We start from the raw sequence: 14618 nt of genomic DNA on the forward strand, positions 1-14618 counted from the left end.
GGCGCTGCATCCGCGCGGCCCTTTCGTTAGAGAAAGGGTGGATGGTTTTGCCCGCTCGGCGGTTTCGAATGCCGAGGGCGTGCCTCAAAATCGGTCATACGATGCACAAGAAATGACGCTTTCTGCACGCAGAAAATCGTATAACGTATGCAGAAAATTCACATCAGCATTCAAATGGTGTGGGCGTCGACTTTCAGCGGTTTGAGGAGGCCGATGTGACGCTAGCGATGAGCAGGAGGGGTCATTTCCCGCCAGTCATGGCGACAGAGCGCTGCTTGGCACGCGGCTTGCCTGTATCCTCAGTGACGAAAACTGCATACGTGAGGATAGTCAGCATGGCGGAGGCAACGTGACGCTGGTTGAAGGATATTTCCATGGCGCCCACGCCGGCGCCGGCGGACTGGCCAACGGCCGCGCGCCCACGAGGGGCAAGGTCGTGCCGGGCACCGTCCCGGAGCAGGATGCGGCCGACGAGCGGCCTCTCATCGAGCTGCGGCAAATCTCCAAGACCTTCGGCGCGGTCAAGGCGCTGCAGGATCTGGAGGTTTCGATCCGGCCGGGCGAGCTGGTCACGGTCGTTGGGCCGTCCGGCTGCGGCAAGAGCACGCTCTTCAACATTCTCGCCGGCCTGGAGGAGCCCGATCCGGGCAACATCCTGCGGCTGAAGGGTGTCAGCTCGACGGCCTCCGACCTGCTCGGCAAGGTCTCCTTCATGCCGCAGCGCGATCTGCTGCTGCCGTGGCGCAACGTCATCGACAATGCGATCCTGGCGCTTGAGGTCGAGGGCATGCCGCGCGCCGAGGCGCGCAGGCTGGCGATGGACATGCTGCCGGAATTCGGCCTTGCCGGCTTCGAGGCGCAATATCCCAACCAGCTTTCGGGCGGCATGCGCCAGCGCGTTGCCCTGATGCGCACCTTCCTGTTCAAGCGCGACCTGATGCTGCTCGACGAACCGTTCGGCGCGCTCGACGCGCTGACGCGCACGATGATGCAGCGCTGGCTGCTCGACGTCTGGCAGAAGCACAAGCGCACGGTGCTGTTCATCACCCACGACGTCGACGAGGCGATCTTCCTCGGTGACCGGGTGCTGGTGATGACCGCACGCCCCGGCCGCATCAAGCTGGAGCAGGCCGTCGACCTGCCGCGCCCGCGCAAGGCCGACATCGTGACCTCCCCCGAATTTATCGCCCTGAAGAAGACCCTGCTCGAGGCGATCGAGGAGGAAAGCATGAAATCCTTCCAGGTCGCCGGCCGCTGACAGAGACGAGGAACCGACGATGAACGACCATTATTTCGGCCGCCCCGCCCACATCCCCGAAGGCGAATGGAAGGCGCGCGTCGATCTCGCCGCCTGCTATCGCATGGTGGCGCGGCTCGGCATGGACGATCTGATCTACAACCACATCTCCATGCGGCTGCCAGGCCACGAGGACCAGTTCCTGCTGAACCCCTACGGCTTCCTGTTCGAGGAGATCACCGCCTCCAGCCTGGTCCGCATCGACATCGCCGGCAACAAGCTCGACGACACGCCCCATACCGTCAACAAGGCGGCCTTCGTCATCCACGGGGCGATCCACAAGTCGAGCCACGACGCGGTCTGCGTGCTTCACACCCATTCCGACGCGAGCGTCGCCGTCTCCTGCCAGGAGGAGGGGCTTCTGCCGCTCAGCCAGTTCGCCATGCGCTTCTACAAGCGCCAGGCCTTCCACGGCTACGAGGGCGTGGCGATCGATCTCGACGAGCAGGAGCGGATCATTCGCCACCTCGGCGACAACCGGGTGATGCTCATGCGCAACCACGGCATCCTGACGGTCGGCCGCACGCCCGGCGAAGCCTTCATGCTGCTCTATTATTTCGAGCGCGCCGCTCGCATCCAGCTCGACCTCCAGGCCGCCGCCGCAACCGGCGCCAGGCTTATCGTGCCGCCGCACGATGTCTGCGAAAAGGCGGCGCGCCAGTTCTGGGAGAACAAGGGCGACATCCTCATCGCCGGCGAGCGCGAGTGGCCGGCCTTCCTGCGGCAGCTCGACAGGGAAGGCGCGGACTACCGGCAATAGTTCCGGGCGGAGGACGACGACAACGACGAAAAACCAACAGAGAGGGTTCCATGTTCAAACGACGCACGTTCCTCGTGGCCTTCGCGGCCGCCTCTATCGGTCTTCAAGCGCCGGTCCCCGCCGTCGCGCAGGATATGGTCGATGCCAGCCTGCGCCTGAAATGGCTTACACAGGCGCAGTTCGCCGGCTTCTACGTCGCGCTGGAAAAGGGCTACTACAAGGACGAGGGCATCAACCTCACCATCAATCCCGGCGGGCCGAACCTGCTGACCGAGAACCTGGTGGCGACCGGCGCCGACACGTTCGGCCTCTCGGGCGGCACCGACAGCGTGTTCGCGGCGCGCGACAAGGGCCTGCCGGTCGTCTGCATCGGCGTCGCGCACCAGGTCACGCCGTTCGTCTTCGTCTCCCACAAGGACGGCCCGGTCCAGTCGGTCGCCGACTTCAAGGGCAGGACGGCCACCACCTGGTTCACCGGCGCCAACCACGTGCTGTCGGCGATGCTCTCCAAGGTGGGCGTTAGCCCCTCCGACGTGGACATCCAGCCGCAGCAGGTCTCGGTCACGCCGTTCGTCGACAAGCAGGTCGACGTCGTCACGGCGACGCGCCACAACGAACTCTATGTCATCAACGAGCGTGTCGGAAAGGACAACCTGAACCTCTTCGTGCCGGAAGACAGCGGCGTCTCCTTCCCGCGCGACACGCTGATCGTCTCGGAGACGACGGCGGCCGAGAAGCCCGAACTCGTCGAGAAGTTCCTGCGCGCCAGCGTCAAGGGCTGGAGGGAGGCCTTCGCCAATGAAAGCGAGGCGATCGACATCATCATGAAGATCTCGCCGACGCTCGACCGCGCCCAGCAGGAATTCATGCTGAGGGAAGTGAGGACGCTGATGACCGCCGGCAAGGGCTCGACCGACGGGCTCTTCGCCATCGACAAGGCAGCGGTCGGTTCCGCCAACGACCTGCTCGCTGAATACGGCGTGATCTCGAAGCCGGTCGAACTCGACGCCGCGTTCAACGCCAGCTTCATCGAGAGCATTCCCCTCGAGGAAAGGCGCCTATGAGCGGGGCTGCCTCCGTTGCAGGAAACCTGCCCGTCGCATCGACGGGCAGGTTCGGCGCGGTCGTCAAGCCGATCGTCTGGCTGGTGGCCGCAGTCGTCCTTGTCGAGGCGATCGTCGTAGTCTTCGGCATCCGCTCCTACTACCTGCCGCGGCCGAGCGTGATCGCCTCGACGATCATGGCGACGCCCGGCGCCTATCTCGCCGGCCTCTGGCGCACCTTCCTGGAAACGGTGCTCGGCTTTGTCGCCGGCAGCCTGTTCGGCGTCGTCATGGCCGTCGTCTTCCATCGCTGGGTGCTGCTGCGGGAGATGTTCTTTCCGCTCTTCGTCGTCTCGCAGACCATTCCCGTCATCGCCTTCGGCGCCGTCGTCGTCCTGTGGTTCGGCAACACGCTGCTCGCCAAGGCCGTGATCTCCTTCTACATCAGCTTCCTGCCGGTGACCGTGAACACGCTGCTCGGCTTTTCCGCCGTCGATCCCCGCCAGGTGCAACTCATGCGCAGCTTCGGCGCCGACGATGCGCAGATCCTGCGCAGGCTCTATCTGCCCGCCGCGCTGCCGCAGCTCTTCGTGGCGCTGAAGCTCGCCTCTTCGCTCGCCCTCGTCGGCGCGATCGTCGGCGAGTGGTTCGGCGACACCACCGGCCTCGGCGTCCTTCTCCTCCAGGCCATGTACAACGAGAACGTCGCCGGCATCTGGGCCACCATCGTCGTCTCCGCCTGCCTCGGCATGGGGCTTTACGGCGTCGTCGCCTTTGCAGAGCGCAGGATCGTCTTCTGGGGAGGCGAGCAATGACCGCTTCCATTTCCTCCGACAGCGCCAGGCAGATTTCCCGAGGCATCGGCGGCGCGCTGCTGGTCGCCGTCGTCTGGGAGCTTTGCGCGCGCGGCCTCGACCTGCCTGCCTATGTGCTGCCGGCGATCAGCAGCATCCTCGCGGGACTTGCCAACGATGCCGGGTCGCTGCTTGCGGCTGCCCGCTTCACCGCGACCGAGTCCCTGGCGGGCTATGCCATCGGCTGCCTTGCCGGCATGGCGGCGGCGGTGCTGGTCACGATGGTTCCGAGCGCCCGAAGCGTGGTCGTGCCGCTCGCCACCGCCATCAATTCGGTCCCCGTCGTCGCCTATTCGCCGCTGGTGCTGCTGTGGTTCGGCATCGGCATGGCCTCGAAGGTCGTGATGGTGGCGATCGCCGTCAGCTTTACGATCTTCCTCAGCACGATCGCCGGCCTCGACCGCGTCGATCGCAAGTCGGTCGACCTCCTGCGTTCCTTCGGCGCAGGCCGGCTCGCGGTGCTGTGGCGGCTGCGCCTGCCGACGGCGCTGCCGCTCATCATCGCCGGCATGCGCGTCTCCACCGTTCGCAGCGTCATCGTAGCCATCGTTACGGAGATGCTCGGCGCCTATGGCGGGCTCGGCTGGGTGATCTACCAGGCGGTGCTGCAGGTCGATTTCGTGAAGGTCTGGGCCGCCATCATCGTGGCGTCGGCCATCAGCCTCGCCTTCTTCGGCGCCATCAGCTTCGTCGAGCGCCGCTACGTCTTCTGGAGATAGCATAGCATGACACGCAAGATGCATTTCGGCCTCTTCCTGCTCGGCACCGGCAGCCATGTCGCCGGTTGGCGCGTGCCCGGCGCGATGGACAGCTTCCAGGACATCGGGATGATCCGGCAGATCTCGGTCGAGGCTGAGCGTGGCCTGTTCGATCTCATCTTCGTGGGCGACAACCTCAATGCCGACCCGGCCGCCCATCCTTCCTACACCGCCCGGCTGGAGCCGCTGACGCTGCTTTCGGCCATTGCCGGCGCGACGCAGCATATCGGGCTCGGCGCGACCGTCTCGACAACCTATTGCGACCCATTCACCGTCGCCAGGGTCTTCGCCTCGCTCGATCACCTGAGCGGCGGGCGTGCCGCGTGGAACGCGGTGACGACGGCCAATCCGGCGGCGGCGGCGAATTTCGGCACGGTCCATCCCGACCATTCGAAACGCTACGAGATCGCCGAGGAATTCCTGACCGTGGTGCGCGGCCTGTGGGACTGCTGGGCCGACGACGCGATCGTCGCCGACCGCGAGACGGGCATCTACATCGATCCCGCCAAGGTGCGCGCGCTCGACCATGAAGGCACGCACTTCAAGGTCAAGGGACCGCTCAACATCGGCCGCTCGCCGCAGGGCCAGCCGGTCATCCTGCAGGCGGGCGGCTCGGGGCCCGGCCAGGAGCTCGCGGCAAAATCGGCCGACGTCGTGTTCTCCGTCACGCAGGATCTCGACGAAGCCCGCGCCTTCTACCGTTCGGTGAAGGACAGGCTTGCGAAATACGGCCGCAGTGAGGAGTCCATGGTCGTGCTGCCCGGCGTAATGCCGATCGTCGGGCGCACCGAGCGCGAGGCGCATGACAAACTCGCCGAGCTCCAGGGCTTCATCAGCGAGACCAACGCGTTGGCGCTCATGAGCGACCGCTTCGGCGTCGACATGAGCGTCTACGATCTCGACGGACCGATCCCGGACGACCTCGTGCCCTCCGACAACTACCACGCATTCGCTAGGGTCATGCTCGACAAGGCCAAGCGCGAGAACATGCGGCTGCGCGACGTCTACAACCTCATGGCGGCGGCGCGCGGCCACTGGGTCCTGTGCGGCACGCCGGACTATGTGGCCGACACGCTAGAGACCTGGTTCACGACGCGGGCTGCCGACGGCTTCAACGTCATGCCGTCGCACTTCCCGGCGGGCCTCACCGATTTCGTCGACCTCGTCGTGCCGATCCTGCAGGAGCGCGATCTGTACCGCACGCAATACGAGGGTACGACGCTGCGCGACCGCATGGGCCTGGAACGTCCGGCCCGCATCTGAGGAGGGGCCAACGTGGGCATCATGACACATCGCTTCCAGACGGTGGAGAGCGCGGACTACCGAAACGGCATGGCCCGGTTGGCAGCAGCGGTAAACATCGTCACGACACGCACGGCAGACGGTCGCTTCGGGTTCACGGCTTCGGCCGTATGCAGCGTGAGCGATGCGCCGGCCACCTTGCTGGCCTGCATCAATCGCACCAGCTCCTGCTTCCCGGCCTTCGATCGCGCACGCTTCTTCAGCGTCAACACGCTTGCCCCCTCGCATGAGGCCCTGTCCGATCTGTTCGGCGGCAAGACCTCCATGACCGAGCGCTTCTCGTCAGGGCGTTGGGTGGAGGGCAGGACCGGCGTTCCCGTGCTCGAGGACGCCTTGGTGAGCTTCGAATGCGAGCTTGCCAACGCGTTCGACGAGGGCACGCATCGCGTCCTGTTCGGCCGGGTGATCGATCTTCGCAGCAGCGACCAGGAAGCCGCCTTGCTCTATTACTCTCGCCGGTATGTGGCCTGGAACAACAGCTAATTCATCCGCCGCGGAAGATACCGGCTGTTTTGAAGCAAAAAGCGCTCAAAATTCAGCCGAAGTTCGGCTGCTTGTTGACCTTATCGCATGGTTCTTGTCTGAAGCCTGCAGATTTTCGGGCTGCATCGCGGCGCTGATGGCCGCCGCAAACCGTCGCCCGAGCTGCGGACATCGTCGCTGTCGATTTCGATCTGGTCCGGGGATGCAGCTCCGGGCTTGACGGTCCGGGCTAGCTGTGAGCTTTCAGCCACAGCAAGCGCCATTTGTCTGGCCGGAATTGAAAGCGTCTTCTCGCCAAGGTGGGCCAGCACAACAAACTGTGCAGGTTCCGACACCTCCATCGGAAGGCAGATCATTTCGGTCCCATCGGAGCTGAAGTCGGGCCTCGGTCGCACGCACGAAAGCCCTACGCCCCAGCCGTTGGCGACCAGCCCCCTTTGCATCTCGAAACTCGGTGCCATCTGTATGTTCCGCGGCGTCGCTCCGTGCTTTCGGAACAGGTTCTCGAAATACTCTCGGGTGATTGGAAAATCCTCGATCACCACCCTGTCGGAGGAGAGATCACGCAGGTTGATCTGGGTCGACATGGCAAGCGGATGATCGCGTGGGAGCAACACGTATGGTGGCAGGCGGTCGATAACGGTTCTGGCAATACCGTGCGACTTTAGTTCGATGTCGTATGTGATGGCGAGGTCACATCTCCCGTCGAGAATCTGGGCGCGGACCTCTGCCAGATCGCCTTCGCTGAGCCGGTACGAAATATTTGGTGCGCTCTTTGCAAAATTGGTGAGCATCTTTGGAAGATAAATCGATCCGAGATCCCTGAAGCAAGCGATTGCGATCTCCCCAGCTAAGACGCTGTCGTGCTCGCCCCTCGCAATACGATATCCATCAGCCAGGATGGTCTTTGCCTGTGTCAGCAGGCGCCGCCCGGCCGGTGTAATGGCAAGCCCCTGTCCGGCTTGTCGCTTGAAGAGGGTACGCCCCAAAGCGATCTCAAGCTCAGAAATCGCGACGGACACCGAGGGCTGGGAGACATTGCAGGCAGTCGCTGCAGCGGTGACGCTGCCGTGGCCGGCGACAAAGTACTCGAGCTGACGGAATGTGTACGGTATAGGCATTGGCTATGATTGATTGTCCAGATTTAATTACAGCCTAATGTTCCAATTGCCTATCCCTCAGGTTGGCCAATAGACAGTGAGGAGATCAGCATGCAGGAACAAAGCGGCCGTGCCATTGCCGAAGCGACGAAACGGGCGAAACCCCGACTTTCGCAAGCCGCCATCGATGCCTACCGACGGGATGGAGCAATTTGCGTCAGAGGGTTGCTCAGTCCAGACGAAGTTGAATTATGCCGGCAGGGGATAGCAGAAAACATGGCCAATCCCAGTCCGAGGGCGAGTGTCGCCAGCCGTCCGGACGACCCGGGCTATTTCATCGAGGATTTCTGCAACTGGCAGGATATTCCCGCATACCGGGACTTCATCTTCAATTCGGCCGCGGGCGCCGTGGCCGGGCTGCTGATGGGCGCTGAAACGGTGCGGCTCTATCACGATCATCTGTTGGTGAAGGAGCCCAACACACGCGCCAAGACGCCCTGGCACCAGGACCAGCCCTATTACAACATCGACGGGCTGCAGAACTGCAGCATGTGGGCGCCCATGGACCCGGTGTCGCGCGCCGCAACCCTGGAATTCGTCGCCGGCACGCACAAGGGGCCTTGGCTAATGCCGCGCTCGTTCATGTCAAGCGAGGCGAAATGGTTCCCGGAAGGGACGTTGTCGGACCTCCCCGACATCGAGGCCGACCGATCTGCATTTAATATCCTCGGCTGGGAACTGGAACCAGGTGACGTGGTGTTCTTCCACATGCTGACGCTGCACGCGGCCGCCGGCGTCGGCAGCGGCCGTCGGCGGGTACTCTCGGTTCGCTTCCTTGGCGACGACATCACTCATGCCCCGCGCAAATGGCGGACGTCACCACCATTTCCCGGCCTTGACGACGAGCTAAAGCCCGGCGCGCCGATGGATCACCCGCTATTTCCAGTTCTCTGGGAGCGCACTGCGGCCAGCGTGGCGGCTTGGACGTCCGTACTATAAGGTTTGTGCATAATGCCATAACCGCGGATGCATTGTGTTTGCAGGCCCAGGTGCAGCGTATTGATGGGGTCGGTACCAGCGACCTCATCAAGGCTTGATGGATGCGAAGCGCTGGGCGCGGCGCATCCATTCCAGAGAGGCTGAACCCATGAATCTCGTGAGAACATTTATAGCCGGAGCTCTAACTTCGTTGATTTCAGCTGGTCTGCAATCCACGGCGAGCGCCGAGACGCTCGTGGTCTGTACGCCGCGCAGCGTGCAGAACCTGAACGCTGCCCAGCAATGGGTTACCCCCAGCGTCGACGTAATGAACGCCATGCACAATCGCCTGGTGGAAATCGAGCGCGGTGGAACAAAGCTGGTGCCGGGGCTGGCGACGTCGTGGGAGATTTCGGAAGATGGCCTGATCTACACCTTCCACTTGCGAAAAGGGGTGAAGTGGCACAGCAATCCGCTGTTCACCCCGACGCGTGACTTCAATGCCGACGACGTGATCTTCACGATCGATCGCTACCGGGACCCCAACCATTTCTTCCATGGCGTTGGCGTGGGAAGCCAGTATTTTGACTATACAAAGATAGACAAGAACATCGTCGAGATGAAGAAAGTCGACGACTACACCCTGCAGATCACGCTTGCCAAACCGACCGCGGTCTTTCTCGAACAGATGGCGTCGGAGTCGGTGTCGATCCAAAGCGCCCAGTATGGCGAAGCGATGAAGGATGCGGGCACACCGGACCAAGTGGATCTGCAGCCCATTGGTACGGGGCCGTTCCGGTTTGTCGCCTTCCAGAAGGAGGTCATGACCCGTTTCGCCAAGTTCGACGATTACTGGGCGATCAAGGAGGGCGACGCTTCTCGCGGGGCTCTTGTCGACGACCTCGTGGTTGTCGTCACGCCCGATCCGACCGTGCGACTTGCTCAGGTCAAAGCAGGCGAATGCAACATCCTGATCGACCCATCCGCCGCGGATGTCCTGGACCTTGTGAGCACCCCTGTGGAAGGGCTGGCGCTCGCCACCGTGCCGGGTACGTCCACCGGACTCCTCTACTGCCCGCTGCTTCCATTCAGCGATGCCGATCAGCGCGTCCCGATGGGCGACATGAAGGTGCGTCAGGCGTTTGCCCATGCAATCGACAAACAGGCGATTATCGAGGCCGTGTTTGGCGGTGCGACGGGAACAGTGGCGACTTCATTTGTACCTCCGCCAATCCCGGGCTTCGTCGAACTGGAGCCTTATTCGCGCGACGTCGAGAAGGCCAAGCAGTTGCTCGCTGAAGCGGGTTATCCGGACGGCTTCACTATAGAGCTTTGGCTCGCTCCGCTGAACCGCAGCTACATGCCGAATTCCCAGCGCGCCGCCGAACTCGTCCAGGCAGACCTCGCCGAGGTCGGCGTGAAGGTGAATATCATCGCGATGGACATGGCGGAGCTTCGACAGAAGCGGCGTGACGCCAAATATGCGTACATGGCATTCAGCGGCCTGAACATGGACTACCCCCACGCCAATGCTGCCGTCGACGGCATGTTCAGTTGCGGGGGCTGGTCGACCGTATGCGACGAAGAGATCGAGCGCCTTTATCAGGCGGGCAAAGTCGAGCTTGATAAAGAAAAATCGGCCGACATCTACGCGCACCTGCAGAAACGCTTTCGCGAGGTTCTTCCGGTTCTCCCGCTGGCAAATCCAATCGAGTTCCAGGTGGTGAGTTCGAACGTCCAAAACTATAAGATTCACACGCTGGGCGGCCAGGCCTTCTGGGGCGTTTCAATCAAACCATGACGTGATCGCATCTCCCCCGCCACACGTCGGCAACGTCGAGGCGGCCAAGGCCGCCTCGACGTGTCAAGGCAGTTGTCAGCAACGATCTGACAATTCCGTAGCGGCGAGGGAACCGGCGCTACCGCTTAAGCCACCGCCTGGAGGTTCTAGATTGTGTTGAGGTACTTAGCGGGCAGAGCCGCCGTGGCGTTTTTCACACTGCTCGGCGTGTCGCTGGCAACCTTCTTTCTCATTCGCCTCATACCCGGCGATCCCATCCTCCTGCTGATGCCCGCAGAGCGAGAGATCTCGGAGGAGCGGTATCAACAGCTCATCATACAGTTTGGCTTCGATCGCCCGCTCTGGGAGCAGTATTTTCGCTACATCGCAGGCCTTTTCAGCGGCGACCTCGGGATTTCCGCGTTTACCCGTCAGCCCGTGCTGAGCGAGTTTATGAGCTACTTCCCGGCAACCATCGAGCTGGCTCTGACAGCGACATGCTTTGGGCTCCTTCTCGGCGTGCCTGCCGGAATGATCGCTGCGCTTGCCAGGGGGACTGCGATCGACCTCGGCCTGATGAGTGCGGCGCTCGTCGGGTTCTCGATGCCGGTGTTCTGGTGGGGCATGATCCTCATCACTTTTTTTTCAGGCTATCTCGGCTGGACCCCGGTTTCGGGCCGCATATCCGTCTTGTACTTTCCGACACCCACCACCGGCTTCATGCTTGCCGATACCCTCCTCGGGGGCGACTTGAGGGCGTTCTGGTCGGCGCTGAACCATCTCATCCTCCCCACTGTGACCTTGGGGATCATTCCGCTAGCCATCTTTGCGCGGCAGACGCGGTCCGCCATGGCGGAGGTTCTGAACGAAGACTACGTGCGGACGGCGCGGGCGAAAGGCCTGAGCGAGTTTCGGGTGGTTGTCGTTCATGCTTTGCGCAACGCGCTCATCCCCGTTACGACGGTCGTCGGTCTGACGATGGGTGGGCTGCTGGCCGGCGCGATCCTGACGGAGACGGTGTTTGCCTGGCCGGGCATCGGTACGTGGATCGTTAAGGCGATCCTCAGCCGCGACTATCAGGTCATCCAGGGCGGAATACTGCTGATCGCGCTCGTCCTGATCCTGGTCAACTTCGCGGTCGACGTCCTCTATGGCGTTCTCGACCCTCGGATTCGCGCGGGAGGTGCCTCATGACGGCAAAGGACACTCGTGAACCCATAGTAAGCAGCTCAGGCGAGCCGGTTGCACTGATGCAGGCTGGACCTTTGCGGGAGTTCTGGCTCCTTTTTCGAAAGAACCTAAGCGCGATGGTGGGCTTGACCATCCTGTTGGTCTTCCTGTTCGTAGCGGTCTTTGCCGATCTCATCGCTCCCCACTCGCCGATTATGCAGTTCCGCCAGCACAGCCTTCAGCCTCCGGTTTGGCAGGACGGAGGCTCGGCGCGATTTCTCCTCGGCACCGACGCCGTCGGTCGCGATCTTCTTTCCCGCTTGATGCACGGCTCCCGCTTCTCCTTCTACGTCGGCTTTTGTGTCCTAACCCTCTCGCTCACCCTTGGGGTCGCTCTGGGCCTCGTCGCTGGATATTTCCGGGGGTGGCTCGAGGAGATCATCATGCGGCTCTCCGACATCCTCTGGTCTTTTCCCTCGCTTCTGCTCGCCTTCGTCGTCGTCGCCGTTCTAGGCCCGAGCCTCACCAATGCGATGATTGCGATAGCGCTGGCTTATTTGCCGGAATTTATCCGCATCACGCGCGGCCAGGTTCTGGTGGTGGCAAACCGAAACTATGTCATCGCCAGTCGTATGGCAGGAGCCGGTCCCTTGCGGCTCATGTTCACCGCTATTCTCCCGAACTGTCTTGCGCCCGTCATCGTCCACGCCAGCCTCGTCTTCTCTTCGGCGATCCTGGCGGCTGCAGGATTGAGCTTCCTCGGTCTTGGCGCTCAGCCGCCCGCGCCGGAATGGGGCGCGATGCTCGCGGAATCGCGGGAGTTCATCCTGCGCGCATGGTGGGTTGTAGCGTTTCCGGGGCTCGCTATTCTTATCATGGTTCTGGCCGTGAACTTTATCGGCGACGGTCTGAGGGACGCGCTGGATCCGCGGCTGAGCAGAGCATGACAGGCGAGCATGAATCATCGGCAAGTCGAGATCTTCGCGACGGTAATGCGGGCAGGCACGGCCTCCCATGCGGCCGACCTCTTGGGCATCACCCAGCCAGCTGTTAGCCGCGCCATCGCCGACCTCGAGAAGTCGGTGCGGTTCTCTCTGTTTGCGCGAATTCACAACCGGCTTGTTCCGACGCCCGAAGCGCGGCTGTTCTTCCGGGATGTCGAGGCCTCGTTTCGCGGCCTGGACACCTTGCGATCGAGCGCGGCCTGGATACGTGACCAGGGAGCCGGGGAGATCAAGATCGCCAGCCTGTCGGCCCTCAGCTCGTCTGCCGTGCCGCAGGCAATCTCGACCTTCCAGAAGAAGCACGCCGACATCCGCGTAACGCTGCATGTGTTGTGGTCGCGTGATGTTCGCGACCGGATCGCATCCGGGCAGTTCGACGTCGGGCTTGCGGCGGACGAGATCGACACCTCGGGGATTCACGCGCAGCCGTTTGCGACCCACAGGGTTGCGTGTCTGATGCCGAAGGGACATCCGCTGTCTCTCAAAGAGGTTATCGAGCCGGCGGACCTGGCGGAAGTTCCGCTGGTCACCTACGTTCCGGAGGATCGTTGGCGGCAGCAGCTGGATGCAGCCTTCGCCGCCGCGAACGTGAAGCCGAAGATCGCCGTCGAGACCACTTACTCCTCGACGATCTGCTCGCTCGTATCGCAAGGCATCGGCGTCGGTTTTGTCAGCCCAGGTGCGACCGGTGGTGCGGATATCTCGCACCTTGTCGTGCGCCGCTTCGAACCGAAGATCATCGTGCGTGTCCTTCTGATCTTGCCGCTCGATCGACAGAAATCGCTGCTCGTGCGGGAATTCATCGATTGCCTGCTCGAGACCCGTTCAGCGCAGCCCCAGGCATCATAACTTTTCATTATACCAAGCATACCTTGCCTACATTGTCCGGCGTGAAGCCTGGCGAATAGCATGCGCCATGCTGACGCGCGTCCGTCGTCCGGAGAGAAGCTTTGCCTGATTTCATGCAGTTGAACCCCCCGGTGCATCGCGCATCGACCGTTCTGTTCAAGGACACCGACGCATTCCTGGCCCGAGGGTCCCAGCTCTATGACGGGTTTATGTATGGGCTCTACGGAACGCCGACGACCCGCGAGTTGGAGACACGCATCGCCGCGATTGAGGGCGGGCATCGGGCGATCGTCGTTCCATCAGGGCTCGCGGCAATCACGCATGTCATACTGGCGCTGTGCAAACCCGGCGACCATATCATCATCACCGATTCCGCCTATGGCGGCTCGCGAGCCTTCGCGACGAGCGCGCTTGTGCGCCTCGGCATCGACGTCGAATACATTCCGTCGGACGCAGGTTCCGTGCAGGCGTACCTCAAGCCGCAAACGCGGCTGGTGCTCCTGGAATCGCCCGGTTACTACACGATGGAGATCCAGGATATCGCGGCCATCGCCGCTGAAGCCCATGCCGCCGGTGCGCTCGTCCTTCTCGACAACAGCTGGGGTTTTGGCGCCTCATCCATGTTCGAGCATGGCGTCGATATCTGCTGCACCGCACTGTCGAAATATGCTGCCGGCGCCGGCGACCTCTGCATGGGTTCCATCACCGTTGCCACGGAGGACATGTACCGCACGCTCAAGGCCTTTGTTGCCGGCCTGGGCGCTGGCGTGTCCTCCGATGACGCCTATCTGGTGATGCGGGGGCTGCTCACACTCGACACTCGCTTGCGCGATCATGCGGCCCGGGCGCTCGGACTGTCGCAATGGCTAAGCAGTCATCCGGCGGTCAAGGAGGTGATCAATCCCGCTCGCCCCGGTGATCGGTGGCACGCAAGGTTTCAGAAATACTTTCGCGGCGGCAACGGCCTTTTCTCCGTCGTGCTTCATGACGGTTCGCTCGACGCCATTCGGCGCATGCTTGACGGCCTCGAGGTGTTCAAGATCGGCGCTAGCTGGGGAAGTCCGCACAGCCTTCTTGCTGCCGCATATCCGCACGGCGAGCGGTCAGTCGATCGATGGCCGAAAGACCAGTACATCCTGCGCCTTCACATCGGTCTCGAAAAGGTCGCCGCGCTGAAGTGCGATCTCGACCGGGCCTTGTCACGCGCGGCCGGGATTGCGGCCTTGCGGGTCCGCTAGCC

General features: G+C 62.5%; 14 protein-coding genes. 13 read left to right on the forward strand and 1 reads right to left on the reverse strand.

What is annotated here, in order from left to right; all coding sequences use genetic code 11:
* Window positions 1-490: 490 nt before the first annotated feature.
* The 7 genes from C7I84_RS24620 to C7I84_RS24650 are packed head-to-tail and all read left to right on the forward strand — an operon-like array spanning window position 491 to window position 6497.
* A complete protein-coding gene (locus C7I84_RS24620) occupies window positions 491-1258 on the forward strand; it encodes an ABC transporter ATP-binding protein (protein ID WP_425351394.1) in 768 nt (255 codons plus the stop codon).
* A 19-nt stretch (window positions 1259-1277) separates the two neighbouring features.
* Window positions 1278-2057, forward strand: coding sequence for a class II aldolase/adducin family protein (locus C7I84_RS24625; RefSeq protein WP_106774874.1), 780 nt, complete (start codon window positions 1278-1280; stop codon window positions 2055-2057).
* A 50-nt stretch (window positions 2058-2107) separates the two neighbouring features.
* A complete protein-coding gene (locus tag C7I84_RS24630) occupies window positions 2108-3121 on the forward strand; it encodes an ABC transporter substrate-binding protein (protein ID WP_106774875.1) in 1014 nt (337 codons plus the stop codon).
* Complete coding sequence (locus C7I84_RS24635; RefSeq protein WP_106774876.1) at window positions 3118-3915, forward strand: ABC transporter permease; 798 nt, start codon at window positions 3118-3120, stop codon at window positions 3913-3915. The genes C7I84_RS24630 and C7I84_RS24635 overlap by 4 nt, the downstream gene beginning before the upstream one ends.
* Entirely contained in the window at window positions 3912-4673 is a 762-nt protein-coding gene (locus C7I84_RS24640; protein ID WP_106774877.1) for an ABC transporter permease, read from the forward strand. Before C7I84_RS24635 ends, C7I84_RS24640 begins: the two co-directional genes overlap by 4 nt.
* Before the next feature lie 6 nt (window positions 4674-4679).
* On the forward strand, window positions 4680-5975 hold the full coding sequence (locus C7I84_RS24645) for an LLM class flavin-dependent oxidoreductase (RefSeq protein ID WP_106774878.1): 1296 nt from the start codon (window positions 4680-4682) through the stop codon (window positions 5973-5975).
* Between the two features lie 21 nt (window positions 5976-5996).
* Window positions 5997-6497, forward strand: a complete 501-nt coding sequence (locus tag C7I84_RS24650) for a flavin reductase family protein (RefSeq protein ID WP_106774921.1) — start codon at window positions 5997-5999, stop codon at window positions 6495-6497.
* 80 nt (window positions 6498-6577) lie between these two features.
* On the opposite strand, the gene C7I84_RS24655 is transcribed toward C7I84_RS24650, so the two are convergent.
* Entirely contained in the window at window positions 6578-7618 is a 1041-nt protein-coding gene (locus tag C7I84_RS24655) for a LysR family transcriptional regulator (protein ID WP_106774879.1), read from the reverse strand.
* Window positions 7619-7708: 90 nt separating this feature from the next.
* Here C7I84_RS24655 and C7I84_RS24660 point away from each other — a divergent pair, with 90 nt between their 5' ends.
* The 6 genes from C7I84_RS24660 to C7I84_RS24685 all read left to right on the forward strand — a co-directional run bounded on the left by C7I84_RS24660 (window position 7709) and on the right by C7I84_RS24685 (window position 14616).
* Window positions 7709-8596 carry a phytanoyl-CoA dioxygenase family protein gene (locus C7I84_RS24660; RefSeq protein ID WP_106774880.1) on the forward strand — a complete coding sequence of 296 codons (888 nt, stop codon included), beginning with the start codon at window positions 7709-7711 and terminating at the stop codon, window positions 8594-8596.
* A gap of 97 nt (window positions 8597-8693) precedes the next feature.
* Window positions 8694-10376, forward strand: a complete 1683-nt coding sequence (locus C7I84_RS24665; protein ID WP_106774881.1) for an ABC transporter substrate-binding protein — start codon at window positions 8694-8696, stop codon at window positions 10374-10376.
* Between the two features lie 153 nt (window positions 10377-10529).
* Window positions 10530-11549: an ABC transporter permease gene (locus C7I84_RS24670; protein WP_106774882.1), complete on the forward strand. Its 1020-nt coding sequence runs from the start codon at window positions 10530-10532 to the stop codon at window positions 11547-11549.
* Between the two features lie 23 nt (window positions 11550-11572).
* On the forward strand, window positions 11573-12472 hold the full coding sequence (locus C7I84_RS24675) for an ABC transporter permease subunit (protein WP_425351395.1): 900 nt from the start codon (window positions 11573-11575) through the stop codon (window positions 12470-12472).
* Between the two features lie 9 nt (window positions 12473-12481).
* Entirely contained in the window at window positions 12482-13378 is an 897-nt protein-coding gene (locus C7I84_RS24680) for a LysR substrate-binding domain-containing protein (protein ID WP_106774884.1), read from the forward strand.
* A 101-nt stretch (window positions 13379-13479) separates the two neighbouring features.
* Window positions 13480-14616, forward strand: a complete 1137-nt coding sequence (locus C7I84_RS24685) for a trans-sulfuration enzyme family protein (RefSeq protein WP_245428595.1) — start codon at window positions 13480-13482, stop codon at window positions 14614-14616.
* Window positions 14617-14618 lie beyond the last annotated feature (2 nt).

The sequence above is a fragment of the Kumtagia ephedrae genome (genome assembly GCF_003012745.1).
GTDB classification, from domain to species: domain Bacteria; phylum Pseudomonadota; class Alphaproteobacteria; order Rhizobiales; family Rhizobiaceae; genus Kumtagia; species Kumtagia ephedrae.